Source organism: Nocardia neocaledoniensis (genome assembly GCF_029868625.1).
GTDB lineage: Bacteria > Actinomycetota > Actinomycetes > Mycobacteriales > Mycobacteriaceae > Nocardia > Nocardia neocaledoniensis_A.
Genome location: NZ_JARWOJ010000131.1, coordinates 1 through 26,135 on the forward strand (window position 1 = coordinate 1; position 26,135 = coordinate 26,135).

Genomic DNA, 26,135 nt, shown 5'->3' on the forward strand with positions numbered 1-26,135 from the left:
ACCTCGACCGCGGCTTCACGATCGCGTTCCTGATCGGCGCCGCGACCGCGGTGCTCGGCGCGGCGGTCGCGGCGGCCCTGCCCCGGCGGATCGTGCAGCTGTCGGCACCGCGCAAGGTCGATGGCCCCGAAGAGGAAGGACTGGTGTTCGCGCACTGACCCCGTGAACGACGCCAAACCCCCCCCCCCAGCGCAGCGTGGCGGGGGCGCGGGGGGAGCAGGTTGCGCGCGTAGAGGGGCCCCCGGTCTTCGCACACCCCCAACCCCCGGGCGCGGGCCGGGCCCCCCGCCCCCGCCGCGCCGCCCCCGGGGGGCGGGGCGCCGATCAGGAACGCGATCGTGAAGCCGCGGTCGAGGTAGAACACCGCGCCCTGGGTCATCTCCGGCGGGATCGGGGCGATGTAGGAGTTGTTCATGACCGTGAACGCGATGACCGGCAGGACCGCCGGGAACACGCTCTGCGAGACGCCGACCAGGCTCGCCGTGCTGGCCTGCAGCTGCGGCGGCACGGCCTCGATCAGCAGGTTCGGGATCGCGGCGTAGGCCATGCCCATGCCGGTGCCGAACACGCCGGCGAAGACGATCAGCAGCGGCTTGCTGTCGTGCGCGAAGGCGGTCAGGGTGAAGCCGACGGCCATCAGCAGCATGCCGATGGTCATCAGGACGCGCGGGCGGACATCGCCGCGGCCCACGAGCAGACCGACCACGACACCGCCGACCACGACCATCAGGCCCACCGGCGCCTGGAAGATCGCGAAACCCTCCGCGCTGACGCCGAAGCCGTAGCCGAGACCCAGCACGTCCGGTGTCATGGCCAGCATGGGCAGCAGGATGGTGAACAGCCCGCTGGCGCCGTAGCAGAGTCCGGCCCCGATGGTGGTGAGCAGCACCGAACGGCGGCCGAGCACCTCGAGGTCGATCAGCGGTTCCCTGATCATCCGGGCGGTCACCAGCCACGCCACCAGCAGCGCCGCACCGCCGGCCAGATAGGCCATGGTCGAACCGGCCCGCCAGCCCCACGTCGGCCCGAAGCTGACCGCGATGAGGATGCCGGCGATGCCGCCGCCGAGCAGCAGCGCGCCGAGCGGATCGATCCGGGAGCGCAGCCGCACCGGCGATTCGGCGGTGGTGAAGAAGATCAGCACGCCCAGGGCGGCGAGACCGATGACGAAGAACCAGAAGATGCTGCGGAACCCGTGGTTGTCGATCAGCCAGCCGGTGAGGAACGGCGCGGGAATCGCGATCAGGCCCATGCCGCTGGTCGCGATGCTCACCGCCAGCGCGACCGTCTTCGCCGGGAACACATCCCGGATCAGTGAATAGCTCAGGAACAGGCAGGGAATGAGCAGGCCGGTCAGCGCGCGGCCGGCGATCAGGACCGCGTAGCTGCCCGCGAGCGCGGACAGCAGCGAGCCCGCCGCCGCCACGGTGACGCACCCCAGCAGCGCCTTGCGCTTGCCGTACATGTCGGCGAGCTTGCCGATCAGCGGTGCGGTGACGGCGCCGACCAGCAGGAACGAGGTCAGCAGCCACGCGCCCTGGGTGGTCTGGTAGTGCGCGGCGATCGACGGCAGCGCGGTCGAGATCATCATGTAGCTCACCGCGAGCATCTCCAACAGGAGCACGATCGAGGCGAGTGACAGGATCAGCCGGGGAGTCCAGCGGGTGGGTGTCGGGTCGGGAGCGACCATCATCGGTCCTTTCACAGATGGTTCCCGCATTCGGAGGAGGACGGAATGCGTAACGCGCATCACACGTCCTCCCGGCCGGTCACGGCGCCGGACATCCCAGCCACTGGGAGACGGAAATGCCGGGCGTGCGGATTGCCGGTGGGAAAACCCTCGGTGAGCAGGACGTTCACCGTGTATCACAACTCCCGGACACGTGCAGCCGGAGTGAAACGTCGCGTGTTCCGGCGCCACCCGTCAGCGCAGCTGGTCGCGGCGGCGGATGAGGTGAGCTGTCTCGCCGGTATTCCCCGACAGCTCGATCGCCCTGTCGTACGCCGCGCGCGACTGCCCACTGCGGCCGAGGCGGCGCAGCAGGTCGGCGCGGGTGGCGTGGAAGGCGTGATAGCCGGCCAGTGGCTCGGCGAGCCGGTCGACCAGGGCCAGCGCCACCTCGGGCCCGTCGAGTTCGGCGACGGCGATGGCGCGGTTGAGGGCGACGATCGGTGAGGGGTCGAGGCGGACGAGCTGGTCGTAGAGGGCCACGATCTGCGACCAGTCCGTGTCGCGGATGTCGCGTGCGGAGGTGTGCACGGCGTTGATCGCGGCGAGGATCTGGAAGCGGCCCGGCGGCAGGCCCGCCGCGGCGGCGGCGAGGCGTTCACGCACCAGCCCGTGGCCCTCGGCGATCAGGTCCGCGTCCCAGGCACCGCGGTCCTGCTCGTCGAGCGCCACCAGTTCGCCGCGCGCCGAGACCCGTGCGGTGCGCCGTGCTTCGGTGAGCAGCACGAGCGCGAGCAGCCCGGCCACTTCGCCGTCCCGCGGCAGGAGTGCGCGCAGCAACCGGGTCAGCCGGATCGCCTCGGTGGTCAGATCGGGCCGGACGGGATCGGTGCCGGGGCCGCTGGCCAGATACCCCTCGTTGAAGACGAGGAACAGCACGGCGAGCACCCCGGTGACGCGGGTGGGGAGATCTTCGGCCGAGGGCACCCGGTAGGGGATGCGCGCCGCGGCGATCTTGGCCTTGGCGCGCGTGATCCGTTGTCCCATGGCCGCTTCGGTGACCAGGAAGGCTCTGGCGATCTCGGGAACGGTCAGGCCGCCGACCATGCGCAGTGTCAGCGCCACGCGGGTGGGCATCGCCAGGGCGGGATGCGCGCAGGTGAAGATCAGCCGGAGCCGGTCGTCGTCGACGGCGCCGGGCGGCTCGGGCACGGTGCTGTCGTGCAGCATCAGCGCCTCCCTGTGTTTGTCGGAGCGCCGGTGTTCGCGCCGGATCCGGTCGATGGCTCTGCGGGTGGCGGTTGTGGGCGCGGATGATCGCCGCCTCGACCTCGTTCACAGGAACGGGCGCACCTCGAGCTTGCGATCGCAGACCTTCGAGGCCTCGGTGGCCAGCCGCAGCGCCACATCCAGATCGGGCGCCTCCCACACCCAGACGCCGGCGAGATACTCCTTCGACTCCACGAAGGGGCCGTCGCTGAACACGGGTCGTTCGCCCCGGTTGTCCACGACGGTGGCCGCGTCGGTGTCGGCGAGTCCGCCCGCGAACACCCAGTAGCCCTCGGCCATCAGCCGTTCGTTGAACTCGCTGATCGCGGGCATTCGGTCGGTGCTGCCGGGATCGCTCTTGTCGTCGATCACGGAAACCAGGTAGCGCATCGGAAGATCCTCTCCTCGGTGTCGGGTCTGCGTGCTCAGGTCTTCAGGCCGTCGCGTAGTTCGGGTGGCCCGCCGGGCGGTAGGTCTGGACGGTCACACCGTTCGAGTCGACCCTCGACTCGATCAGGTCGAGGGCGAGGTCCGGTCCGTTCTCCGGGAACAGTCTCGCGCCCTGGCCCAGGATCACCGGGATCACGAGGAGGGTCAGCTCGTCGACCAGGTCGTGCGCGAGCAGCCACCGGATCAGCGCGCCACTGCCGTGGACCTGTAATTCTCCCCCCGGCTTCGCCTTCAGCTCGTGGATGGCCGCCGCGAGATCGCCGCGGAGAACGGTTGTGTCGTCCCAGCTCGGTTCGGTGATCGTGGCCGAGACGACGTACTTCGGCATCTCGTTCAGCGCCACCCCGATGGGGTGTGCCCGCATCTCCTCGATGGTTCCCCAGGATCGGGCGAACAGTTCGTAGGTGCGCCTGCCGAAGAGGAACGCCTCGGCCCGCTGGTAGGTGCGCGTGATGAACGCCCTGGTCTCGTCGTCGGCCTTACCCATGGCCCAGCCGCCGCGGGTGAATCCGTTCCTGCGGTCATCGGAGGTGGCGCCGTTTCCCTGCAGCACGCCGTCCAGGGTGAGCTGCGTCATGGTCGTCAGTTTCATGGTGGGGTTCCTCGCGTTGGCGCCGCCCCCGGTGGGCGGCCTCACCACTACTACGAACACCGATGCGTAGATCCGACAGAGCCCCGGAGATTTCGTCGAAGAAATTTCCGGGGCTCTGGCAGCGGAGGGACGTCGCCCGCTAGACGCTGTAGCGCAGCGCCTGTTCCGAGCGGCAGATGTCGTCGATTCCGGCGACGATCTCGCGCAGCTGCTCCGAGGGGAGGGCGGAGGGGCGCAGGCGGCAGGTGAAGGTGATCAGGCCGTAGTCGGCGGGAGCGAGGCCGCGGGCGGCGGCTTCGGCGCGCAGGTAGGGCGAGCGCACGCCGTAGGTCATCGCGGAGATGACGGTGAAGCAGCCGGTGCGCTCGCGGTGCTCGGCGAACAGGTCGTGCAGGCCGTAGAACACCGAGCCGTAGTTGGCCAGGGGGGCGAAGACGCCGACGCGGTAGGCGGGGCCGCGCTCGGAGGAACTGATGACGGTGTCGGCCAGGTACTCCGCGTCGCGGATGGTGAGCACCTTCGGCGCGAACATCAGCGCACCCGCCGCCGCGTTGCGCACCGGCATGCCCGCGCGGCCACCCGCGGCGGACGCGATGGCGCCCAGCGACTTCCGGGTGCGCGTGCCGACCTCGCGGCGGGCCCGCAGGCCACGCGTCGGGGTGGCGGGGTAGAGGCTGGACCACTGGCCGAAGCGGACCGCGCCGAGGGTCACCTGGCCGGTGCCGACGGGCCGGGCCACCTTGAGTGGCGCGGTGTCGACCCAGCGGCCCACCTGCAGCGCCGCGCTGCCCGGGTTGGTGATCTCGGTGGTGGCGTGCTCCACGAAGGAATCGAAGTCGAGGAACCGGTCGGCGTCGGTGGTGAGCCAGGTGTGGTCCTTGTCGACCTCCACCACGTCGAGCGTCAGCGCGGTGATGATGCCCGCGCGCCCGCCCGCGCCGAGGATCCGGTGGAACCGCTCGGTGTGATGGGCGCGGCCGCAGGTGCCGATCCGGCCGTCGGGGTCGACGTACTCGAGGTCGACGATCTGGTCGATGAACATGCCGTAGCGATGCGAGGCGGTGCTGACGCCGCCGACCGAGGCGAACCCGCCCGCGGTGATGTCGCGGTGGTCGCCGACCACCGGCAGGCCGAGACCGTGCGCGCCGAGGCGGCGGTCGATCTCGGACAGCTTGGCTCCCGCCTGCACCCGCACGGTGCGCCGGCCCAGGTTGATGTCGAGGACCGAGTTCATCTTGCGCAGCGAGAGCACTCCGCGTTGATCGGTCAACCCATAGGACTCTTCGGTCTGCTCGCCGCCACGAACGGTCAACCGCTCCGCGCGATCCCGCGAATCACGTACGGTGCGAACGACATCCGCGGTGTCACGGGGGAGATACTCTTCGGAGATGACGGTGTGCGGCGTGCCCATGACCGCATAGCTAACCACAGCTCGGCGATTCTTGCGCACGGTACCTCGCACCTACTTCCGCGTAGGCGCCAGCTGCTTGGAGAACAGTACCGCGCCGGTCGCGTCGCACAGGTCAACGGTGAATTCGCCGGTGCGCCCGTCGATGCGGACCTCGCCGAAATGCTGGTACTGCGCATCCAGCGGCGAGGCGTTCGGCGCGGGCGGCGCGTGCACGAACACGGCCTCGGGTCCGAAGGTCGGGTCGAGTTCGTTGGGGCCGAACGCACCCGCGTTGAGCGGGCCGGACACGAACTCCCAGAACTCGTCGAAATCGGTGAAGGCGGCGCGGGCGGGGGAGTAGTGGTGCGCCGCGGTGTAGTGCACGTCGGCGGTGAGCCAGACGACGTCGGTGACCTTGTTCGCCTTGATCGCCGAGAGCACCTGGGCGATCTCGGTTTCCCGGCCCGATGGCGCGCCGGGCGCGGCGTTCGCCGGGCCCTCGAAGGCGGTCTTGCCGTCGGGGACGATCAGGCCGAGCGGCAGGTCGGCGGCGACGATCTTCCAGGTGGCCTTCGACTCGCGCAGGCCGTCGATCAGCCACTTCGTCTGCGCGGCACCGAGAACGCTGCCCTGCGGGGCGGTGTTGGCGTTGTTGGTGTCCTTGTAGGTGCGCATGTCGAGGACGAACACATCCAGCAGTGGGCCGTACGGGATCTTGCGGTAGAGACGCCCGTCGACGGCTTCCTTGGGCTCGAGCGGCATCCACTCGTGGAAGGCCTGCCACGCGCGGGTGGCCAGGGTGTCCATGGAGCGCTCGGTGTAGCCCTTGTCGGCGGCCACGGTGCCGCCGGGGTACCAGTTGTTGGTGGTCTCGTGGTCGTCCCACTGGACCACCTGCGCGACAGCGGCGTTGAAGCGGCGGTAGTTGTCGTCGGTGAGGTTGTAGGCGTAGTTGCCGCGGAACTGGTCGAGGGTCTCCGCGGGCGCGTTCTTGGCCTCGGCGGTGACATTGCGCCAGATCCGGCCGTCGGGCAGGGTCACCGATTCCTTCAGCGCGTTGTCGGCGTAGACGCAGTCGCCCGAGTGCAGGAACAGGTGCGGATCGCGGGCGGCCATGGTGCTGAAGATCTTCATCCCGCCCAGATCGGGGTTGATGCCGAAACCCTGGCCCGCGACGTCGCCGGACCACAGCAGCGAGAGATCGGCGGGCGCGGTCGGCGCGGTGCGGAACACGCCGGTGAGGGTCTCGGAGGTGGCGCCGTCCTCGCCCTCCAGCCGCACGCGGTAGTGCACCTGTTGGCCGGCGGGCAGGCCGTTGACGCGCACGCGGCCGGTGCCGTCGGTGGCCGGGGTGAGCAGCGGGCCGGTGAATCGTCTGACGTCGCTGAACTTCTCGGTCGCCGCCGTCTCCACCACGAGCGTCGCGGGCCGGTCCGAGCGCGCCCAGATCAGCGCGCCGTCGCTGCGCGGATCGCCGACGGCCACCCCGTGGGTGAGGGTGGGCCTGGCGCGCACGAGGCCGGGACCGTCGCCGTCGCCGCACGCGGCGAGGGCGGGCGCGGTCACCAGACCGGCGGCGGTGGCGCGCAACAGGGTGCGCCGGGACATCGCGAAATCCGAACGAGCCATGTGTGTCACGGTGCGACGTTGGGCGGAACGGTGGAACGCGGTAGTGGCAACAGCGCGTGAACGCTGCCATACGGAATGGCTGACTTGCCGAATCGAGTAACTTTCTCGCCGGTCCGGCACTGTGTCCCGCGTCGCGGTCGCGCCTACCGTGAGCGGTATGACAGTGCGGACCACATTCCTGGCGACGGTGACCGGCTCGATCGGAGCGCGGCGATGAGCACGGTGCGGACGGTCTTCCGGTCGATCATCCGGCACGGACTGCGGCCGCTGCTGCGGCCGGAGGTGCCGCTCGGGGTGCGCCGCAGGGCCACCGGTGCGCTGGGTGTGGTGCGCAGGGTGCCGAGGGGGACGCAGGTCAGCCGGACCCGGCTCGGTGCGCGCGCGGCCGAACGGATCGATCCCGCGGGCGCCGCCGGGACGGGCGCCGTCCTGTATCTGCACGGTGGCGGGTACACCATCGCGGGACCGCGCACCCATCGCGCACTGGCCGCGCATCTGGCCGTGGCCGCCGGGCGACCGGTGTATGTGCTCGATTACCGGCTGGCGCCGGAGCATCCGTTCCCGGCCGCGCTGGACGACGCCGTCGCCGCCTACCACGACCTGCTCGCCGCCGGGTACACCGACATCACCGTCGCGGGCGATTCCGCCGGCGGTGGCCTGTCGGTCGCCGTCGCGCTGCGCTTGCGGGACGCGGGCGCACCCGCGCCGGACGCGCTGCTGCTGGTCTCACCGTGGACCGACCTCACGCTGTCCGATCCGTGGCTGGACGGCCGGGTCGACGACATGTTGCCACTGGGCTGGTTGCGCCAGTGCGCGGCCGCCTACGCCACGGACCCGACCGATCCGCTGGTGTCGCCGGTCTACGCCGACCTGCGCGACCTGCCGCCGGTCACCGTGCACGTCGGCGCCGAGGAGATCCTGCGCGCCGACGCGGAACGGCTGGCCGCGGCACTACGCGCGGCCGGGGTGCCGGTGGAATCGACCGTGTTCGACGGGATGTGGCACGTCTGGCACCTGCACGCAGGCCTGTTCCCCGAGGCGACGGCCGCGGTGGCGGCGCTCGGCGCCGCGGTCCCGCGCGGCTGACGGCGCCGCTCAGTCGAGCGAACGCCGGTCGCGATAGGCGCGGGGGCCCATGCCCTTCCAGCGCCGGAAAGCCTGCGAGAAGCTCGACACCTCCACGTAGCCGAGGCGGTGCGCGATCTCCGCGACCGGCAGGCCGCGGGTCACCAGCAGCTCCTCGGCCAGCCGTTCGCGGACCTCGTCGAGCAGGGCGCGGTAGGAGGTGCCCTCCTTGGCGAGGTGGTGGCGCAGCGTGCGCTCGCTGAGGTGCAGCATGGCCGCCAGCCGTGGCGCGCCGGGCGGCTGCGCGAGGTGTTCGACGAGGATGTCGCGCACCCGGCCCGCCGTGCCGCCGCGTGCCGTGCGCCGGTCCAGGAGCGCGCGACAGTGCGCGAGGGTGATGGCGGCGGTGTGGTCGTTGGCCTGCGGCAGCGGCACGTCCAGGTGGGTCTGGTCGAACCCGGTCAGGCACTCGCCCGCGTCGAATTCCGGTGTCAGGCCGAAGATCTCGATGTAGTGCGCCAGCGCGGCCGGGTCCGGGCGGGGGAAGTCGAAACGCACGGTGCTGATCGGGATCGGGGTGGCGAGCAGGTCCCGGTTCAGCGTTTGCACGGCAGCCATGTCACGTTCGATCACGAAGCGCCGCAACGGCTCCGGCACATCGGGGGCGGTGAGGGCCAGCTGGAGGTCCCCGTCGGTGCGGCGCATCTCGACCTCGCTGAAGGCGAAGGTGAGGTCGACGAACTGCAGACCGGCCTGGATCGCCGAGCGCAGGGTGGGGCTGCTGATCAGCGCGAAACCCCACATGCCGTAGGAGGTGACGCGGAAGAGACTGCCCGCGCGCAGCCCGAGCCCCGGCGGATCGCCCAGCGCCCGTAGGACATTGGCGATCACGGCCAGCTCGGCGGTCGCGGAGATCTCGGCCTCGGGATCGGCCAGCACGTCCGCGGTGAGGCCGGTGTCGTGCAGGCAGGTCTCGACCGGGACACCGCGCTCCTCGGCGAGACGGGTCGTCAGCAGGGCGCCGACGGGCGTGCGTGGTATGTCCCAGTGCACCAAGGGTTCACAGGCCCGCGGCGGCCGCGGTCTCGGGGTACCAGCGGGTGCACTCCGCGCGCAGCGGAACCTCCGTGCGCAGCTGGCACAGCACGGCGATGCCGCCGAGGAACGAACGCAGGATGGGGGTGTGGTCGGGCGGCATCGTCAACTGGCGCAACACATTCGACAGCCGCAGATCGGTGGCCAGCCGGACCTGCTCACGCAGCCAGTCGGCCGTGAGCGGATAGGTGGGCGCGAGCAGCGCCTCGCGGACCGGTCGCAAGCGGGCCGCGACAGTGGCGATGTCGAGGGCACGACCCGGCGCGACGAAGCCGTGGCGACGGATGGCGGCCTCGAGGTCGGCGGGGGAGTCGGCGATGACGGCGGCGCCCACGTCACCGGCGACGTCGAGGAAGGCCACCGGCCACGGGGTACAGGCGCCGAAGTCGACCACGCCGAGCCGCCCGTCGGGCATGCGCAGGAAGTTGCCGGGGTGTGGGTCGCCGTAGACCAGGGCGGCGCGGGCGGGCGCGGAGAACAGGAAGCGCAGGATCAGCACACCGAGCCGGTCGAGTTCGGTGGCCGCGCCGCGCGGGATCAGCTGGGTCAGCGGGACCCCTTCGAGCCATTCGGTGACCAGCACGTCCCCGCGCTGCGCGATCACCCGGCTGAGCACCACATCCGGGTCGTCGGCGAAGGCGGCGGCGAACGCCCGCTGATTGGCGGCTTCGCGCGCGTAGTCGAGCTCGCCGCGGATCTCCTCGCACAGCGCCTCGATCACCGGCCGGGTGTCGGCGCCGGGCAGCAGGGCGGTGAACAGCGGGGTGGCGCGGCGCAACACCTGCAGATCGGCCAGCACGGCGGTGCGCGCGCCCGGGTACATGACCTTCACCGCCACCGGGGTGCCGTCGTGCCAGCGGGCCCGATGGACCTGACCGACCGAGGCCGCCGCGGCGGCGCGGTCGTCGAATTCCAGGAACAGCGAACGCCAGTCGTCGCCGAGGTGGGTGGCCAGCTCGGCGTGCACGGCGCCGGGCAGCATGGCCGGTGCCGAATCGTGCAGGCGGGCAAGGGCCAGGCGATACGGTTCGGCCAGCTCGGGGGCGAGGCCGAGCTCGAGCAGGCCGAGCAGCTGACCCAGTTTGGCGACGCAGCCCTTGAGCTCGCCGAGCACCTGGAACAGGTGCTCGGCGGTACGGAGGCGGATCTCGCGTTGCACCTGAGCGGGATCGCGGCCGACGGCGCGCTTGCCGAGCCCGGCGATCCGGCGGCCCGCGTAGGCGACGGGCACGGCTGCCAGGCGCGCGCTGCGGGCGACCTTGCCCGTCGGCAGGGTGGCGCCGGGCTGCGTGCGCCGGAACAACGGTGTCACCCGGCTGTCCGGGTCTGCCTCGACCATGTCCCACCTCGCTGCCCGGCCGACATCGATCCGCCTGTCGGCTCTGCCCTCGCACGAGGCTATCAAGTCGCCGTGCCGGACCGGGCGCTGTCGCGGAACAGCGTTTCCGCCGTCTCGACATGGTGCCGGGGGATCGTCGACGGCGTTACGATGCGGAGATGGCGCACTCCGCCCCGCCTGCCTCCGGGGTGACCGTCCAGCCCGACCGGTCGCCGGAGACATCGCGTGGCAACCAGGTCACCGACGCCATCGAACGCTTCAGCGCGGCCTGGCGCGACGCCGGGTCTCCCCCCGAGCTCCGCAGCTACCTACCGGACGCGCCCGCCCTGCGCCGGGTCTCGCTGATCGAACTGATCAAGATCGATCTGGTCAACCGGTGGGAGCGCGGCACCGCGCCGAAACGGCTGGCCGACTACGTCGACGAACTGCCCGAGCTGCGCACCTGGCCGCTGCCACCGGAGCTGATCTACGAGGAGTTCCACCTGCGCCGCCGCGCGGGCGGCTCGGTCGACGTGGGCGAATACACCGCCGCCTATCCCGAACAGGCTGAACAGCTTTCGCAGCTGCTGACCACCGAGGACTACCACAGCACGCTGCTCGGGGCGGCCGCCGAGCCCGTCGTGCCCGCCGGTCTCGACGAGCTGGAGGCGGGTCAGAGTATCGACGACTTCGATCTGATGGCCGGGCTCGGCCGCGGCGCGTTCGCCCGGGTGTTCCTCGCCCGGCAGCGCTCCATGCAGCGGCTGGTCGCGGTCAAGATCTCCCGCGACAAGGGCACCGAACCGCAGACCCTGGCCCAGCTCGATCACGACTACATCGTGCGCGTGTTCGACCAGCGGGTCGTCGACGGGCCGGGGCTGCGGCTGCTGTACATGCAGTACGTGCCCGGCGGCACGCTGCTCACGGTGCTGGAACGGGTCCGCGTCACCCCGCCGGAGCAGCGCGGCGGGCAGCTGCTGCTCGACGTCATCGACTCCGTACTCGCCGCCAAGGGCGAGATCCAGCCCGCCGAATCACCGGTGCGCGCCGAACTCGCCGGCCTGTCCTGGCCGGAGACCGTGGCGTGGCTGGGGCGCCGCCTCGCGCAAGCGCTGGACTACGCGGGCGGGCTCGGCGTGCTGCACCGCGACGTCAAACCGGCGAACGTGCTGCTCACCGCGGAGGGGGTGCCCAAGCTCGCCGATTTCAACATCAGTTTCAGCGGCAATGTCTCCGGGGACAGTCCGGTGGCCTACTTCGGCGGATCGTTGGCGTACATGTCACCCGAGCAGCTGTCGGTGGTGCACCCGGACCGGCCGACGTCGGCCGCTGACCTCGACACCCGCAGCGACCTGTACTCGCTTGCGGTGGTCCTGTGGGAACTGCTCACCGGCCACAAGCCCTTCGGTGACGACACCGCCGGTGGCGGTGACCGCACCGCCCTGGACTCGATGCTCGACCGGCGCGCGCACAGTCCTGAGGACCTGCCCTACGACGATCTGCCGCCCGATACCCCCGCCGCCCTGCGCCGTGCGCTGGTGCGCGCGCTCGAACCGGATCCGGCCGCCCGCTGGGAACGCGGCGCCGACATGGCCCAGCAGCTCCAGGTGTGCCTGGACGCGCGGGCCCGCGATCTGGTCGATCCGCCCGCGGGCAGCGCGCGGCTGCGGGCCCGCAGCTGGATCCACCCCATCATGGCGCTGGCGATCGCGGTGCCGAACGCGCTGGCGATCCTCTACAGCTACAACCACAATCGGACGCTGATCTTCGGCAAGCTCGACGCCGACGCGCAGCGGACCTTCGATCTGGTCGCCTGGACCTGTTACGGCATCGGTTTCGTGATCGGGGCCGTCGTGACCGTCGCCCTGGTCATGCATCTGTGGTTCATCATGCACGGACTGCGTGTCGGCCGCGGCTACGACGCCCGCGCGCTGGCCGCGGCGCGATCGGACACCTTGCAGCTCGCCAGCCGCAATGTGCTCACCTGCTTCGTGCTGTGGGTGATCGCCGGGATCGCGGTCCCGGTGTCGGTGCAGCTGTCCGGCAGCAACCTCGGCGCCGAATCCTCGGCCCACTTCTTCCTGACCCAGATCGTCTGCGGCGCCATCGCCATGGCCTACCCGTACTTCCTCGTCAGCTTCTACGCGGTGCGCTGCCTCTATCCGGCGTTCCTGTCGCTGGGCGGGCTCGGTCCCGCCGACGGCGCCCAGTTGCGCGCACTCGAACGGCGCAGCACCTACTTCCTGACGATCGCCGCGGCGGTTCCCCTGCTCGGCGCCGCCGGGGTCACCTTCATTCCGCCCGCGGACATCCCGTCGGTGATCGTGCCGCTGCGGGTGCTGTGCATCGGCGGCGCGCTGGCCTTCGTCGGCGTGTACTGGCTGTTCCGGATGCTGGAGCGGGATCTGGCGGCACTGGAACGGGTCGCCGGGCACTGAGCACCCCCGGAAACACGTCCGCCGCACGGCGCGTGGCGCGGTGCGGCGGAGGCGGCGAGACAGCTCAGCCGGCGGCGGTGTCCGGGATGCGGGTGGCCTCGAGCTGGCGGTCGGTGGGCGCCACGCCCTTCTTGAGGCTGTGGGCGTACACGTCGACGTATTCCTGGCCGGTGAGGCGCATCAGCTCGTACATCACCTCGTCGGTGACGGCGCGCTCGACGAAGCGGTTGCCGCTCATCCCCTCGTAGCGCGAGAAGTCCAGCGGGGCACCGAACTTGAGGGTGACCTTGTGCCTGCGCCACTTGAACGGTCCGGGCGGGCTCACCTTGTCGGTGCCGATGACGGCGACCGGGATGACCGGAACGCCGGTCTCCAGCGCCAGCCGCGCCATGCCGGTCTTGCCCTTGTAGAGGCGGCCGTCGGGGGAGCGGGTGCCCTCCGGGTACAGGCCGACCAGACGGCCCTCGTCGAGCAGCTTGCGGGCCGCGTTGAGCGCGTCCTCGGCGGCCGTGGCGCCGCTGCGATCGATCGGGTACTGGCCGGTGCCGCTGAAGAAGAACTTCTGCAGGCGCCCCTTGAGGCCGGGGGTGTTGAAGTACTCCGCCTTGGCCAGGTAGTTGATCCGGCGCGGGGACAGCAGCGGCGCGAACAGCCAGTCGGCGAACGACAGGTGATTACCGGCCATGATCGCCGGCCCGTCGGTCGGCACGTTCTCGACGCCCTCGACCACCGGCCGGTTGTATAGGTGCATGAACGGTCCCGGGAAGACGAACTTGAGCAGCCAGTAGAACATGGCGTCCTTTCCTCGGAACCGGAATCGTGGTGTGCGGCCTCGTCGGCTACCGACTTTACCGCTGGTCGCAGGTCACAACCAACCCGAGACGGTGTCCACGTCACAGTGTTGTGGCGCTTATCTCCCGCTGCCGCCCGCGACCGGCGCGCCGACCGCCGCCCTGGCCAATTCCGCGGCACCGATCATGCCGGCGGCCTCCCCGAGCTGGGTCGTCCGCAGGCGCGCCAGCGGCCGGTGCCCGGCGCCGGTGACCGCGCTCGCGTAGTGCTCGCGGGCCTCGTCGAGGAACAGCGGCGCCGAACTGCTGACACCACCGGCGATCACGACCAGATCGGGATCGAAGATGTCGCTGACGAAGGCCAGCCCGAGGCCGAGCCAGCGGGCGAAGTCGGCCAGCACGCGCACCGCGAGCTCGTCGCCGTCCTGCGCGGCGCCCGCCACCCGGCGGCCGGTGAGCGAGCCGGGGTCGCGGCGCACATCGCGGGCCAGCGCCGACCGCGCCGAGTCGGTGGCCAGCAGTTCGATCGCGGTGTCGGCCAGTGCCGTGCCACTGCAGTACCGCTCCCAGCAGCCGCGCTTGCCGCACGGGCAGGCCCGGCCATCCGGAACCACCTGGAGGTGCCCGAGTTCGGGGGCGACGCCGTGACTGCCGCGATAGAGCTGCCCGTCGATGAGCAGGGCGGCGCCGATCCCGGTGCCGATGGCGATGAGGACCACGGTGTGCCCGCCCGCCGCCGCGCCGAAGCGGTACTCGGCCCAGCCCGCGGCATTCGCGTCGTGTTCGAGGATCACCGGCAGTTCCAGGCGGGTGGACAGCCGCTGCGCGACGGGGGCGTCCTGCCACGGCAGATGCGGGGCGAACCGGACGGTGGACTGATCGGCGGAGATGAACCCGGCCACCGCGAGCCCGACCGCGGCGACCGGGTGGCGGCGCGCGAGCTCACGCACGGCGCGGTCGATCGCGTCCTCGAGCGCGCGCTCGGAATGCGGCGTCGGCGCCTGGACGGTGTCGAGCACCTCGCCCTCGGCGTCGACGACCGAGGCGCGGATGTTCGTGCCACCGACGTCGATCCCGACGGTGAGCAGATGCTGCGGGTCGATCCGTTGGGTCATCCCCGGATCGTCACCGGAATGTCGACATAACGCGAGCGAGGCGCGCGGGTCGTGCGTGATCGATCGGGCTCGGCGGTGCGCTGCGGGCCCGAGGTGGTCAGGCCGATGCCGGAGTCCTCGCCCGGCGCCGCGGGCTGCTCCCGTGGTGTCGCGTATTCGTCGACTCGGCGCGGGCGCGGGGTGCCGGTGCGGTGCCGGGAGCTTCGGCGGCGCGTGTGCTCGCTGCCTTCCGGCGCGCCGGGGCGTGCGCCCTCGGCGGGGCGAGGAGTCGACGGCGCGGTGCCGGAGCCGTGTGGTTCCGCCGCGCCGGGGTGCTCGGCACCGTCCGGGGCGCCGGTGGGCTGGACGCCTGCGGCGGCGCCAGGCGGTACGGCCGAACCGTGTGGCCCGTCGGCCGGAGCCGTGCCGCGCGGTCCAGCTGTGGCGGAATCCGGCGCGGGTGGACCGCCGGCTGTGGCGGGGCCACGCGATCCGGCGGAGGTCGCGTGTTGTCCGGCGGTGCCCGCCGGGTGAGGATCGGCGCCGGCGTGCTCACGGACGAACTCTGCGGATGCGGCAGCGTGGTGCGAATCATGGTGGGCGGCAGCGTATTCCGCCCACTCCGGCGGGAACACCGGGTCGACCGGAACGCCCGCGAGCGCCTCGCGCAGGACCGTCACCATCGAGGTTCCGTGTTCGGCGAGCGCGGCCACCACATCGTGGTGATCGCCGCGGACCAGCGCGGCGGCCGCGCAGACCGGGCACCAGGCGCAGCCGCCGAGATCGGCCTGGCCGTCGGCCGCGGTGCGGCGCAGGACCGGCTCGACCCTGGCCAGCAGCACCTCGGCGAGCAGCCGCAACTCCTCGGTGAATTCGGCGAAGCCGTCGGGGTGGTGGCCGCGGCGCTCGGACTGGGAGTCACTGCTCATCTGCGGTCGCCTTCGTGTAGTTCGGATCGGCGGGCCACACCCGCGGATCGGGCCGGAAGCGGACCACCAGGTGACCGTCGTCGAGCTCGGCGCCCGCCACGGTGCAGCGTCGCAGCACCGGGGCGAGCCGTACGCGCGTGCGCACGCCGTCGGCTCCCACGATCAGATCATCCTCCACTCGGCCCAGCCGCAAGGTGCCGGGATCGACCACCGGCAGCCGCATCCGCATCGCGTACACGGAGTCGACACCGGAGCCGGACTCCCATCGAACCATCGGTTCGCCCGAATCCGCTTCTCGAGCGGCCTGGCCGGGCCGCGTGTCGAGCGAATAGGAGAACGCGACCAGCGCGTTCACCCCCACCGGTTCGGTCCCGGCGTGCTGGGCGAGCAGGATCGGCACATCGGTGAGCTGCTCGTGTAGCCGCGCTACCACCTCGAGCTGCTCGGCCCGGCGGTTCAGGTACCAGTGCACGGCCGGATGGGCGCTCTCCCCGGGCGGCGGCACCGGCGCCAGCACCTTGTTCACGACCACCGCGTCCAGCCGCAGTCCCAGCAGCGCGGCCGCCGAACGCATCCGGCGCGCCTCGGCCACCGCAACCTGTTCCGGGCCGGTGATCAGGCGCGCGCTGGTGCGAGCCGGGTCGGCGAGCAGGTCGCGGACCCGGGTCACCGCCCCGACGATCCGCTCCACGGTGGCGGCGAGCACGGCCTTGCGCAGGTCGGTGCCGATCGCGCTCATCGCGCGCGCGTGCCGGGGCCAGAGCCGGTCCAGGTAGGTGAGCAGGGTGTCGGGCGCGGTGACGATGCGCAGCAGGTCGGCCGAGGGCGGGCAGTCCACGATCACGACGTCCCAGTCGTCCTCCTCGGCGAACTGGGCGATCTCCACCAGCATCAGCAGTTCCTGCACGCCGGGCAGACCGGTCAGCTCGGCCGGGTCAAGCGCGGCCAGGTCGATGCCGTGGTCGTGGCCGCCGCCCCTGTCCCACAGGGCCACCACATCACGGAACCGGTCCTCGAGCAGGGCGAGGGAATCGATCTCGATCGCCTCGAGTCCCGGCGCGACCCTGGCCACCCCGGTGACCGTGCCCGGATCGTGCGGAAACCGCACGCCCAGCGCGTCACCGAGGGAATGCGCCTGATCCAGCGAGGCGATCAGCACGCGCAGACCCGCGCGCGCGTGCGCCAGGCCCGTCGCGCAGGCCAGCGTCGTCTTCCCGACACCGCCCTTGCCGACGAACAGTTCGACCCGGGTACCGCCGGTGGCGCTCAGCCCTCGACCCGCTTCTTCAGTTCCTTCAAGGCCGTATCGGTGATCACCTTCTCGGCCTTGCGCTTGAACATGCCGATCATCGGGATGTTCAAGTCGACGGTCAGCTCGTAGACCACCTCGGTGCTGCCGTCGGGCCGTTCGCGCAGTTCGTAGCTGCCGTCCTGCGCCTTCTGCAGGTCACCGCTGAGCAGTCGCCAGCTCACCGCCTTGCCGTCGGCGCGCCAGGTGTAGGCCAGCACGTAGGTGTCCTTGACGACGCCCGCGTCCAGCACGAAGCGCGCGGTGCTCGCGCGGCCCTGCGCGTCGGTCTCGAGCACCTCCACCGACTGCGCGGCCGCCACCCACTCGGGGTAGGACGCCAGATCCGCGATGACGGCCATCACCTGCTTCGACGGCGCCTCGATGACGATCGATCTCTGGGTCCGGTCGGCCATGGCGGCGGAATGGTTCCTTTCGTGCGGACGAGCAGTGTGCCGAGGGCGCCGGTCAGGGCGCCGCGACGGCCGCGGGCGCGACGCCTGCGGGGCGGCCGGCCTCGAGCCGGGCCTTCAGTTCGAACGACATGTCCTTGCCCGCGACCCGGCGCGCGCGGTTGGCCGCGGCGAGCGCGCGCGGTGTCAGCGGCTTGGCGGCGGTGGGCTCCGCGTGCAGGAAGTAATGGAGGATCGTACCGTCGGCGAACGCCTCGAGCCACACCTCCATGGTGCCGTCCAGCGGACCGGCCACCGTCCAGCGGATGCCCTTGTCGCCGCGATCCTCGCGCACGTCGAGGCGCAGGTCGGGCCACCAGCGGCGCCAGTTGTTGGTGGCGCTCAGCACGTCGGCGATCGCGGCGGGCGGCGCCGCGAGGAAGGTCTGATCTGCGACCTGGATACTGCTCACCTCGCTGAGCGTAGTGGACGCGGCCCCGATCGCGGCCGGGGTGTCACCGCAGCAGCTCCCGCAGGCGGGCGCCCTGGCGGTCCCAGTGCCAGTTCCGCTCCACCCACGCGCGCCCGGCGGCGCCCATCGCGGCCGCCTTGTCGCGGTCGGTGAGCAGTTCGACGACGGCGTCGCTGATCTGCTCGACGGAGCGTCCGTGCACCACCAGACCGGTCTCGCCCTCGCGCACCGTCTCGGGTGCGCCGCCCGAACTGCCCGCGACGACCGGCACCCCGGTGGCGGAGGCCTCCAGGTAGACGATGCCGAGGCCCTCCACGTCGAGCCCGGCGCCGCGGGTGCGGCACGGCATGGCGAAGACGTCGGCGATGGTGTGGTGCGCGGCGAGTTCGCCGGAGGGCACCCGGCCCGTGAACACGACGCTGTCGCTCACCCCGAGGGCCTCGGCCAGCGCGCGCAGCCTGGTCTCGTAGGGTCCGCCGCCCGCGATCACCAGGACCGCGCCGTCGACCCGCTCGCGGATCTCGGTCATCGCGACGATCAGCATGTCCTGGCCCTTGCGCGCGACCAGGCGCGACAGGCACAGCACCGTCGGCCGGTCACCGAGGCCGTAGCGGGCCCGCAGTTCGGCGCGTGCCCCGGGATCGGGCCGGAATTCGGCGGGATCGACACCGGGCGGCAGGTATTCGAGCGCTGCCCGCGGCCCGAACGCCGAGGCGAAGCGGCCGCGGGTGTACTTGCTGACATAGGTGACGACGTCGGTGTTCTCGCCGATCGACCGCAGCACCTGGCGTGCGCCGGGCAGCATCGACCAGCCGACCTCGTGCCCGTGCGTACTGGCCAGGATGCGCTCGGCGCCCGCGCGGCGCAGCATCGGCGACATCGCCGCCAGCGGGGCCGCCGCGCCGAACCACACGGTGTCGCATTCGTATTCGCGCAGCAGGGCGCTCGCCCGCTTGATCACGCCCGGCGTCGGCAGCATGAGCGTCGTCGGGTGGCGAACGACGCGGAACTTCTGGGCGGCGTCGAACTTCTCGTGGCTGTCACCGCGCCAGCGTGGCGCGTACACGACCAGGTCGTCGGGCGGCAGCTGATTCGCCAGCGCTTGCAGATAGGACTGGATGCCGCCCGGCCTAGGCGGGAAATCGTTGGTAACCAGCAGCGTTCGGGCCATAAGTGAACAACCTAATGGGTTGGCGGCAGTGGTCAGACGGCGCGGCCGCGCAACCAGGCGCGCCAGCCGTCGAGCAGCTCGGTGCGGGAGGCGCCGAGCACGGCGGAGAAGGCGGCCTCCTGCGCCGCGGCGGACTGCGGGCCGGTCGCCAGCCGCCGGTACAGCGTGGTGAGGGTGTCCGGGCCGTAGCGGTCGGCGAGGAAAGCGCAGGCGCTCCAGGCGGACTCGTAGGCGAAGGCGGCCTCGGGTCCGGTGAACTCGCCGTCGGCGATCAGGTCGCCGGGTAGCGCGCCCGCGCGCAGACGGGTCGTCAGCGTCGGCGCGATCTGGGAGAAGGTGTTGCCGCTCGCGCGCTGGGCCACGTATTCGGCGTACCCCTCCGTCAGCCACAGCGGGGCGCCGTCCCCGGTCTCGGCTCTGGTGGCCACGTGCGTGAGCTCGTGCCGCAGCAGCGTGGCAAGGCCTTCGTCACCGACCCGGCGCCGCGCGTCGGGGTTGAAGACGATCCGCTGGTCGGTCGGTTCGGTGCCGGGGACATAGGACCCGGTGAGCGAGACCGCGGCCGCCTCGGGGGTGGTCGCGGCGCCCGCTGTCCTGGTCAGGGCGGTGAACTCGGTGGGCGTCCCGGCGACGACGAGCACCGGTGCCCGGTTCCAGTCCGCGCCCCAGGTGGCGCTCACGTCGGCGATCGCCGGGCCGAGCTGGCGCTCGAGGACATCCAGATCGGTGCGATGGCTGGGGTGGGCCACCAGCAGCGCGTCGGCGCCGCCGCCCGCGGCGACCTGGCGCACCAGGATCGGGCCGAACGGCTGCACGTCGCGGCGCACGGGGGTGAGGCGCGGATCGTCGATGGGCTCGGCGGTGTCGAGCACCTCGGCCTCGTCGGTGGCCAGCTGCAGCGCACCGGCGTTGCGGGGCACCAGGGTCAGTGCGACACACGCCCCGGTCAGCAAGGTGACCGAGGCGAGCGCGAGCACGAATTCGAGGCGGCCGTTGGCCGAGAACCAGGATCGGAGGCCGGACGTCCGGCGCGACGGATCGGTCACCGCCGCCTCAGTATCGCCGGGCCGAGTGGTACGGGGTGGTGTCGATCGGCGCCACGGCCACGGGCACACCGAAGGTGGAGGCGTGCACCATCATTCCGTTCCCCGCGTAGATCCCGACATGCGAGATCTCGGGATAGAACAGCACCACGTCGCCGGGCTGCAGATCGCCCTTGGCCACCGGGGTGCCGAAGCCGGCCTGCTGGGAGCTGGTGCGCGGCACGTCCTTGCCGACCTGCTTGAACGCCCACTGCACGAGCCCGGAGCAGTCGAACTGGTCGGGCCCGGTGGCGCCCCACACGTACGGATCGCCGACGCGGGTCAGCGCGGCGGCCAGTGCGCTGGTGCCGCTGCCGGGGACCAGGCCCTGCAGCAGCGAGTCGCGGTCGAATCCGGGCGGGAACGGTGAGCCGGCCAGGGTGGACTTGTCCTTGGCCGAGAGCGCGCCCCATGCCTCGACGACCTGGGTGGTGGCGGTGCTGAGATCGTTGCGCTTGCGGTCGACGTCGGCGCGCACGGATTCGGCGGCCGCGGTCGCGGTGCGCGCGGTGTCGGCGGCGGCGCGAGCGGCGGTCTCGGCGGCGGTGGCCGCGTCGGCGGACTTCTTGAACTCGCGCACGCTCGCGGCGGTCTGCTGACTGAGCATGTCGAGGGTGGACATCTTGTCCAGCAGCTGCTGCGGCGAATCGCTCGACAGCACCGCGAACATGCGATCGGTGCGCGCGCCGGTGTAGGTGGCGATCGCGGTGCGATCGATCATCGGCTGGAACTTGCGCACCTCGGCGCGGGCGGCGTCGGCGACGGCCGTGCTGGCGGCGAGCTTGTCGTCGGCCTCGCGCTGCACGGCGAGCTTGGCGTCGAGATCCTGCTGTGCGGTGAGGGAGGCCTGATTGAGGGCCTCGGCCTGCCGGGACAGGTCGACCATCCTGGCGATGGCGTCGCTGGCGGTGGTCGGCAGGGCGACCGGATCGGCCAGGGAGGGACCGGCGGCGTAGGTGGCGCACACCAGGATCGCGGCGGACATGACTCCGGCGATGCCTCGCGGCACGCGCGGATTCCGGTGGTGTGCAGTCACTGTGCGCCGTGCCCCGTTCTCTCGTTGTCCGCCGATACAGCGCCTTACCCGAACCGGATCTCCGCGTCCGCCGAGAAGGTCTCGATCAGGTTACGGAACTGTGTATGCCCGTGTCCAGTAGGCCACGGAGGGGTCACGGTGCGCCCTTCCCCGCGAACGACGCACCGTGTCCGCGTCAGAAGCGGCGCGCGCCCGCGAACGGCATCGAGGAGACCGGGGCGACGTGCACCGGGCTGCCCGAGGTGGCCGCGTGCACGACGTTGCCGTCGCCCGCGTACAGGCCGGAGTGGCCGCCGCCGTAGAACGACACCAGGTCGCCGGGCTGCAGGTCCTCGAGCGCGACCGGGGTGCCCGCGCCGAGCTGGGCGCCGCTGGTGCGCGGCAGCTCCATGCCCGCCTGGCGGTAGGCCCACTGGACCAGGCCCGAGCAGTCGAAGGCGTCCGGGCCCGCGGCGCCGTAGACGTAGGGGGAGCCGACCTTGCTCAGCGCGGCGTCGAGCGCGATGTCGGCGGCGGTGGCGCGCGGCGCGGTGAACACCTGCGGGGCGCCGGGGGTCTCGATGCCGGGGATGCCCTGCGGGATCGGGATCTCGTTGGGCACCTCGAAGGTGCCGATGCCGGGGACGGTGACCGGCGTCGCCGACGCGGGAGCGGCCGGCAGGAGGAACGCGCCGATGGTGGCAGCGCCGACGGCTCCGGCGGCAACGGCTCGCTGCGCCTGACGCTTGACGGTGTTGGTCGCCATGATGCGGGTACTTCCAATCTGCCCCACGACGCCGTGTCCGTATGACGCGGCGGGCTTCATCCCGCTGAACCGTTGCGTGGTCTATGGGACTCCGTGAGGTCTCGAAAAGGTTACGAAGACATCACGGTGGTTTGTAAAGTCGGACATCGGTCCGGGAAGCGATTCGGACTAATTGGCCGAACTCTGCCTGCGAGCTGCGTCACACCAATCACGAAACGATAACGCCAGGTCGTCTCGGCGACATTTCCGAAGTGTCCTCCGGCGCGTCGCCACCTGCCGAGGCGGGGGGTTAGCGGCGGCGAACGCGCAGGTCGGGTCCGCGCGTCGCGGCGGCAACCGGTGTGTCGCCCGGCGAGCCGCGCGGGCGGCGCGCCGTGGGCCGGACGCCGCCGTAACCGGCAATACGTCTTACCCGATGGAAATCCACGCAGTCATACGATCTTGGTCCAAACTGTGAGCCCGGTCTCAATGCCCGGTGTGCGGGGTCATTTCGCGCGCACCGGAACGAAAGTCTCGCGCCGAATTGTCGCGGGCGAGGATGTCGCGATCCGTCCCGCTGGCCGGGACCTGAGGTTTGCCCACGGCGTGAACCCCGTTGCGGCGGTGGCGGTGCGGGAGCGCCGGATCGTGTCGGACCCCCGCCCTACGCTGCTCGCCGTGCCCGATCCCGTTCCGCAGCCGGTCGCCGTGCGTCAGCTGGCGTTCGACGAGCTCGATACGCCGTTGTACGACACCACGTTCGTCGTCGTCGACCTCGAGACCACCGGAACCAGCCCCGACGGTGACGCGATCACCGAGATCGGCGCGGTGAAGGTGCGCGGGGGAGAGGTACTGGGGGAGTTCGCGACCCTGGTGAACCCGGGCTGCGCCATCCCGCCCGCGATCGTGCACGTCACCGGGATCACCACGGCGATGGTGTACGAGGCGCCGCGGATCGAAGCGGTATTGCCCGGCTTCCTGGAATTCGCGGCGGGCGCCGTGCTGGTGGCGCACAACGCGCGCTTCGACACGGCCTTCCTCAAAGCCGCCGCCGCCCGGCAGGACATCGCCTGGCCGAACCCGCAGGTGCTGTGCACGGTGAAGCTGGCGCGCCGGGTGCTCACCAGGGACGAGGCGCCCTCGGCCCGGCTCGGGGTGCTGGCCCGCGTGCTCGGCGCGTCCACCACGCCCACCCACCGCGCGCTCGACGACGCCCGCGCCACTGTCGACGTGCTGCACGCGCTGATCGCCCGGGTCGGCAACCAGGGCGTGCACAGCCTCACCGAACTGCTCGACTATCTCCCGAACGTCACCGGAACCCAGCGCGCCAAGCGCGCCTTCGCGGGCGACCTGCCGACCGCGCCGGGCGTGTACCTGTTCCGTGGACCCTCCGACGAAGTCCTCTATATAGGGACCGCGGTGAACCTGCGCCGCCGCGTGCGCACCTACTTCACCGGTTCGGAGACTCGCGGCCGGATGAAAGAGATGGTGGCACTGGCGCTTCGGGTCGACCACGTGGTGTGCGCGCACGGGCTCGAGGCCGGGGTGCGCGAGCTGCGGTTGCTCGCCGCGCACGCGCCGCCGTACAACCGGCGCTCGAAGTTCCCGCGCCGGGGCTGGTGGCTCACGCTCAGCGACGAACCGTTCCCCCGGCTGGTCGCGGTGCGCACCCCGACCCGAACCGCCTTGGGGCCCTTCGGTTCCCGCACCGACGCGGTCGACGTCGCCGCCACCGTCGCCGAGTTCGCCGGACTGCGGACCTGCGCCACCCGGCTGACCCGAACGGCCCGCCACACCTGTCCGCCGGCGATCGTCGGTGGCTGCCCGGCCGCCCGCCCCGACGGCGATCTCGACGCCGCCGCCTACGCCCCGGCCGTCGAGTCGGTCCGTGACCTGTTCACCGGCCGTGCCGACACGCTGCTGCGCGCCATGCTCGACCGCATCGAAACCCATTCCACCGCCGAACATTTCGAGGCGGCTGCGCGCCTACGCGATCGGGCCGCCACCGTGGTCACCATGCTGCACCGCACCCAGCGCCTCAGTGCCCTGGCCCGGATCGCCGAACTGATCGTCGCCCTGCCCGACGGCGCGGGCGGTTGGGAGTTCTCGGTCATCCGCTACGGCCGCCTCGCCGCCGCGGGCGTCGCCCGACGGGGCACCCCGCCCATGGCGGTGGTCGACCAGCTCGTCGCCGCCGCCGAGACGATCATCCCAGACCTCGGTGACGGGGTGATCAGCGGGGCCGTCCGGTCGCCGACCTCCCCGGCCACCGGCGCCGAGCCCACCCCGTCGCCGCCGACGACTGCCGACCGGGGGCACCGCGTCGGTGCTGAGTCCGCCAGCAGCACAACGGAGTCCACCGCGGTGCGCGGCGATCGCACCGAAAGCGCCTTGGTCGACGTGGGAACGGCCGGTCCCTCGCACCGCATCGTCGCGGCGGCCGAGCCGAAACCCTGGCCCGGCGCTCCGGCCGAGGCCGATCGGGTGGACGCGGCGTCGACCGGTCCACATGTGCTGGGCCCCGCCTTCTTGTCCGCAGCGCCGGTGCCTGCCCCGCACGTCGACGATGCCCTGTTCGCTCTCGCCCCGCCGCGCGAGGACGCCCTCCCGCCCCTGCGTGGCGCCCCGCCCGAGGAAGTGGGCGTCATCGCCCGCTGGCTCGCCAAGCCGGGCGTCCGCATCGTCCGCACCAGCGAGGGCTACCACGAACCTCTGCACGGCGCTGCCCGCTGGACCGGCTGGGCCCAGCTCGCTCGCGCCGCCGCGACCACGCCCACCGCCGCCGAGCAGTACCTGTCCGAACGCTGACCTGCGGCGCGCACGAATCCTGCCGCTGCTCGCTGAAGGGGCAGCCGGCGGTGCCGGACCTCTACCCAGGCGGCGCCGATCGGCCTGGAGCGGCTGGCTCGCGCCGCCGCCGAGCGGGTACCTGACCGAAGGCTCATCTGCATCGCGTCCGAGTTCTGCCGCCGCTTCGGATGGGTCAGCTGTGCTGCCGCGACCACGACTGCTCCCGCGGCGACGCGGCATCCGGCCGTGCGGGCGAACCTGCCGAGTCTGCCGGGCACCGGGTCCGGGATCATGGAATCAGGTGTCACGGCGGGTGGCAGCGGAGAAAGGGCGAGGGCGCGGATGTTCGTGAAGGTGTGTGGGCTGACCACCACGGAGCAGATCGACTGGGCGATCGAGCTCGGGTACTCCGCGATCGGCGTCATGGTGACGCCCAAGAGCAAGCGCTACCGCACCCCCGAACAGGCGCGCGCACTGGCCGACTACGCGCGCGGCCGGATCACGACCTTCGTGGTCGCGCTGACCGCCGACGAGGTCGCCGAGGTGGCCGACGCGTTCGATGTCGTCCAGCTCTACGAGTGGAGCGACCGCCCGAACCTCGCGTTCTGCTCGTCGACCCCGCCGGAACCCGGACAGACGAGCGAGTACTTCTTCTACGACGCGAGCGCGGGATCGGGGATCTTCGAGGAATTCCCCGACTGGGTGCGCGCCCTGCCGGGCAAGGTCGTACTGGCGGGCGGGCTCGACGCCGGCAATGTGGCCGCCACCATCGCGCGGCACCGGCCCTTCGGCGTCGACGTGTCCAGTTCGGTGGAATCGGCGCCCGGTGTGAAGAGCCGTGAGCTGATGCGACGCTTCAAAGCGGCCACCGAGGCCCCCGAAGTTCTAGGCTGATCCCATGATTACCGCGATCGTGCTGATCCAGGCCGAGAACTCTCGTATCCCCGAGACCGCGCAGGCGCTCGCCGACACCGCAGGAGTCGCCGAGGTGTACTCCTGCGCCGGTGACGTCGATCTGATCGCGATCGTGCGGGTGCGCGACCACGAGCGCATCGCCGAGGTGGTCACCAGCGGCATCGACAAGGTCGACGGTGTGGTCCGCACGACCACCCACATCGCGTTCAAGTCGTACTCGAGCGCCGATGTGGAGGCCGGATTCTCCTTGGGGGAGTGAGCCTATCGCTCAGCGCTCGTCGAGGGTGTTGGTGAGCTGGGCCCAGGAGTCGAGCAGTTTCGCCGCCGCGCCGCTGTCCACGGCGGCGGGGGGGCGCGGGCGCGCGGGGGGGCGCGCGCCGGGGAGGGGGCGGGGGGCGGGTGCGGGGGCCGGTAAACGGGCCGGCCGGCCGCGTCGTCCAGGGCGCCGGCCACGGGCGGGGTGACCATCGCCGGGCACCGACGATCTGCCTTCGCAGCCGCTTCGCCACCAGGACAGCGACCCGATCGGCGGGAGC

Annotated in this window: 23 protein-coding genes; 5 read left to right on the plus strand and 18 right to left on the minus strand. The window is 71.7% G+C overall.

What is annotated here, in order from left to right:
* The 6 genes from QH270_RS09205 to QH270_RS09230 all read right to left on the minus strand — a co-directional run.
* On the minus strand, positions 1-1,690 hold a 1,690-nt coding region (locus QH270_RS09205), incomplete at its 3' end, for an MFS transporter (RefSeq protein WP_280340150.1).
* A gap of 234 nt (positions 1,691-1,924) precedes the next feature.
* Positions 1,925-2,899 carry an RNA polymerase sigma factor gene (locus QH270_RS09210; RefSeq protein ID WP_348537644.1) on the minus strand — a complete coding sequence of 325 codons (975 nt, stop codon included), beginning with the start codon at positions 2,897-2,899 and terminating at the stop codon, positions 1,925-1,927.
* A gap of 105 nt (positions 2,900-3,004) precedes the next feature.
* Positions 3,005-3,328, minus strand: a complete 324-nt coding sequence (locus QH270_RS09215; protein ID WP_280340151.1) for a YciI family protein — start codon at positions 3,326-3,328, stop codon at positions 3,005-3,007.
* 43 nt (positions 3,329-3,371) lie between these two features.
* Positions 3,372-3,980, minus strand: coding sequence for a dihydrofolate reductase family protein (locus tag QH270_RS09220; protein WP_280340152.1), 609 nt, complete (start codon positions 3,978-3,980; stop codon positions 3,372-3,374).
* A gap of 139 nt (positions 3,981-4,119) precedes the next feature.
* Positions 4,120-5,391: an FAD-binding oxidoreductase gene (locus tag QH270_RS09225; RefSeq protein WP_280340153.1), complete on the minus strand. Its 1,272-nt coding sequence runs from the start codon at positions 5,389-5,391 to the stop codon at positions 4,120-4,122.
* Between the two features lie 51 nt (positions 5,392-5,442).
* Positions 5,443-6,999 (minus strand): alkaline phosphatase D family protein, encoded by a 1,557-nt coding sequence (locus QH270_RS09230; protein ID WP_280340154.1) that lies wholly within the window; start codon positions 6,997-6,999, stop codon positions 5,443-5,445.
* 213 nt (positions 7,000-7,212) lie between these two features.
* On the opposite strand from QH270_RS09230, the gene QH270_RS09235 reads away from it, so the two are divergent.
* Positions 7,213-8,085: an alpha/beta hydrolase gene (locus QH270_RS09235; RefSeq protein WP_280340156.1), complete on the plus strand. Its 873-nt coding sequence runs from the start codon at positions 7,213-7,215 to the stop codon at positions 8,083-8,085.
* A 9-nt stretch (positions 8,086-8,094) separates the two neighbouring features.
* On the opposite strand, the gene QH270_RS09240 is transcribed toward QH270_RS09235, so the two are convergent.
* Both QH270_RS09240 and QH270_RS09245 read right to left on the minus strand, forming a co-directional pair.
* Positions 8,095-9,117, minus strand: a complete 1,023-nt coding sequence (locus QH270_RS09240; protein ID WP_280340157.1) for an AraC family transcriptional regulator — start codon at positions 9,115-9,117, stop codon at positions 8,095-8,097.
* Between the two features lie 7 nt (positions 9,118-9,124).
* A complete protein-coding gene (locus tag QH270_RS09245) occupies positions 9,125-10,498 on the minus strand; it encodes an ABC1 kinase family protein (protein WP_280340158.1) in 1,374 nt (457 codons plus the stop codon).
* A gap of 158 nt (positions 10,499-10,656) precedes the next feature.
* On the opposite strand from QH270_RS09245, the gene QH270_RS09250 reads away from it, so the two are divergent.
* A complete protein-coding gene (locus tag QH270_RS09250) occupies positions 10,657-12,915 on the plus strand; it encodes a serine/threonine-protein kinase (protein ID WP_280340159.1) in 2,259 nt (752 codons plus the stop codon).
* Positions 12,916-12,979: 64 nt separating this feature from the next.
* Here the strand turns inward: QH270_RS09250 and QH270_RS09255 are convergent, their stop codons facing one another.
* The 10 genes from QH270_RS09255 to QH270_RS09300 form a co-directional block, all read right to left on the minus strand.
* Positions 12,980-13,708 carry a lysophospholipid acyltransferase family protein gene (locus tag QH270_RS09255; RefSeq protein WP_280219165.1) on the minus strand — a complete coding sequence of 243 codons (729 nt, stop codon included), beginning with the start codon at positions 13,706-13,708 and terminating at the stop codon, positions 12,980-12,982.
* Positions 13,709-13,825: 117 nt separating this feature from the next.
* The gene (locus QH270_RS09260) at positions 13,826-14,821 is read right to left on the minus strand and encodes an ROK family protein (protein WP_280340160.1); all 996 of its coding nucleotides are present in this window, start codon (positions 14,819-14,821) and stop codon (positions 13,826-13,828) included.
* Positions 14,818-15,729, minus strand: a complete 912-nt coding sequence (locus QH270_RS09265; RefSeq protein ID WP_280340161.1) for a hypothetical protein — start codon at positions 15,727-15,729, stop codon at positions 14,818-14,820. The genes QH270_RS09260 and QH270_RS09265 overlap by 4 nt, the downstream gene beginning before the upstream one ends.
* Complete coding sequence (locus QH270_RS09270) at positions 15,719-16,999, minus strand: ArsA family ATPase (RefSeq protein WP_348537645.1); 1,281 nt, start codon at positions 16,997-16,999, stop codon at positions 15,719-15,721. The genes QH270_RS09265 and QH270_RS09270 overlap by 11 nt, the downstream gene beginning before the upstream one ends.
* Positions 16,996-17,433, minus strand: a complete 438-nt coding sequence (locus QH270_RS09275) for an SRPBCC family protein (protein WP_280340162.1) — start codon at positions 17,431-17,433, stop codon at positions 16,996-16,998. The genes QH270_RS09270 and QH270_RS09275 overlap by 4 nt, the downstream gene beginning before the upstream one ends.
* A 52-nt stretch (positions 17,434-17,485) precedes the next feature.
* A complete protein-coding gene (locus tag QH270_RS09280) occupies positions 17,486-17,881 on the minus strand; it encodes a polyketide cyclase / dehydrase and lipid transport (protein ID WP_280340163.1) in 396 nt (131 codons plus the stop codon).
* A gap of 43 nt (positions 17,882-17,924) precedes the next feature.
* On the minus strand, positions 17,925-19,052 hold the full coding sequence (locus tag QH270_RS09285) for a glycosyltransferase family 4 protein (protein ID WP_280340165.1): 1,128 nt from the start codon (positions 19,050-19,052) through the stop codon (positions 17,925-17,927).
* A 32-nt stretch (positions 19,053-19,084) separates the two neighbouring features.
* A complete protein-coding gene (locus QH270_RS09290) occupies positions 19,085-20,098 on the minus strand; it encodes a peptidase MA family metallohydrolase (RefSeq protein ID WP_280340166.1) in 1,014 nt (337 codons plus the stop codon).
* Between the two features lie 7 nt (positions 20,099-20,105).
* The gene (locus QH270_RS09295) at positions 20,106-21,119 is read right to left on the minus strand and encodes an NlpC/P60 family protein (RefSeq protein ID WP_280340167.1); all 1,014 of its coding nucleotides are present in this window, start codon (positions 21,117-21,119) and stop codon (positions 20,106-20,108) included.
* Positions 21,120-21,345: 226 nt separating this feature from the next.
* Positions 21,346-21,915 (minus strand): C40 family peptidase, encoded by a 570-nt coding sequence (locus QH270_RS09300; RefSeq protein WP_280306993.1) that lies wholly within the window; start codon positions 21,913-21,915, stop codon positions 21,346-21,348.
* 657 nt (positions 21,916-22,572) lie between these two features.
* Between QH270_RS09300 and QH270_RS09305 the strand changes: the two genes are divergently transcribed.
* The 3 genes from QH270_RS09305 (at position 22,573) to QH270_RS09315 (ending at position 25,858) form a co-directional block, all read left to right on the plus strand.
* Complete coding sequence (locus QH270_RS09305) at positions 22,573-24,702, plus strand: DEDD exonuclease domain-containing protein (protein ID WP_432420328.1); 2,130 nt, start codon at positions 22,573-22,575, stop codon at positions 24,700-24,702.
* 324 nt (positions 24,703-25,026) lie between these two features.
* Entirely contained in the window at positions 25,027-25,578 is a 552-nt protein-coding gene (locus QH270_RS09310) for a phosphoribosylanthranilate isomerase (protein ID WP_280340169.1), read from the plus strand.
* Positions 25,579-25,582: 4 nt separating this feature from the next.
* The gene (locus tag QH270_RS09315) at positions 25,583-25,858 is read left to right on the plus strand and encodes an Lrp/AsnC family transcriptional regulator (protein ID WP_110040796.1); all 276 of its coding nucleotides are present in this window, start codon (positions 25,583-25,585) and stop codon (positions 25,856-25,858) included.
* The last annotated feature ends 277 nt before the right edge of the window (positions 25,859-26,135 follow it).

Coding starts and splice junctions, on each gene's coding strand:
- QH270_RS09210 (WP_348537644.1), bottom strand. CDS start 2,899: ATGCTGCACGACAGCACCGTGCCCGAGCCGCCCGGCGCCGTCGACGAC.
- QH270_RS09215 (WP_280340151.1), bottom strand. CDS start 3,328: ATGCGCTACCTGGTTTCCGTGATCGACGACAAGAGCGATCCCGGCAGC.
- QH270_RS09220 (WP_280340152.1), bottom strand. CDS start 3,980: ATGAAACTGACGACCATGACGCAGCTCACCCTGGACGGCGTGCTGCAG.
- QH270_RS09225 (WP_280340153.1), bottom strand. CDS start 5,391: ATGGGCACGCCGCACACCGTCATCTCCGAAGAGTATCTCCCCCGTGAC.
- QH270_RS09230 (WP_280340154.1), bottom strand. CDS start 6,999: ATGGCTCGTTCGGATTTCGCGATGTCCCGGCGCACCCTGTTGCGCGCC.
- QH270_RS09235 (WP_280340156.1), top strand. CDS start 7,213: ATGAGCACGGTGCGGACGGTCTTCCGGTCGATCATCCGGCACGGACTG.
- QH270_RS09245 (WP_280340158.1), bottom strand. CDS start 10,498: ATGGTCGAGGCAGACCCGGACAGCCGGGTGACACCGTTGTTCCGGCGC.
- QH270_RS09250 (WP_280340159.1), top strand. CDS start 10,657: ATGGCGCACTCCGCCCCGCCTGCCTCCGGGGTGACCGTCCAGCCCGAC.
- QH270_RS09255 (WP_280219165.1), bottom strand. CDS start 13,708: ATGTTCTACTGGCTGCTCAAGTTCGTCTTCCCGGGACCGTTCATGCAC.
- QH270_RS09260 (WP_280340160.1), bottom strand. CDS start 14,821: ATGACCCAACGGATCGACCCGCAGCATCTGCTCACCGTCGGGATCGAC.
- QH270_RS09265 (WP_280340161.1), bottom strand. CDS start 15,729: ATGAGCAGTGACTCCCAGTCCGAGCGCCGCGGCCACCACCCCGACGGC.
- QH270_RS09275 (WP_280340162.1), bottom strand. CDS start 17,433: ATGGCCGACCGGACCCAGAGATCGATCGTCATCGAGGCGCCGTCGAAG.
- QH270_RS09285 (WP_280340165.1), bottom strand. CDS start 19,052: ATGGCCCGAACGCTGCTGGTTACCAACGATTTCCCGCCTAGGCCGGGC.
- QH270_RS09295 (WP_280340167.1), bottom strand. CDS start 21,119: ATGTCCGCCGCGATCCTGGTGTGCGCCACCTACGCCGCCGGTCCCTCC.
- QH270_RS09300 (WP_280306993.1), bottom strand. CDS start 21,915: ATGGCGACCAACACCGTCAAGCGTCAGGCGCAGCGAGCCGTTGCCGCC.
- QH270_RS09310 (WP_280340169.1), top strand. CDS start 25,027: ATGTTCGTGAAGGTGTGTGGGCTGACCACCACGGAGCAGATCGACTGG.
- QH270_RS09315 (WP_110040796.1), top strand. CDS start 25,583: ATGATTACCGCGATCGTGCTGATCCAGGCCGAGAACTCTCGTATCCCC.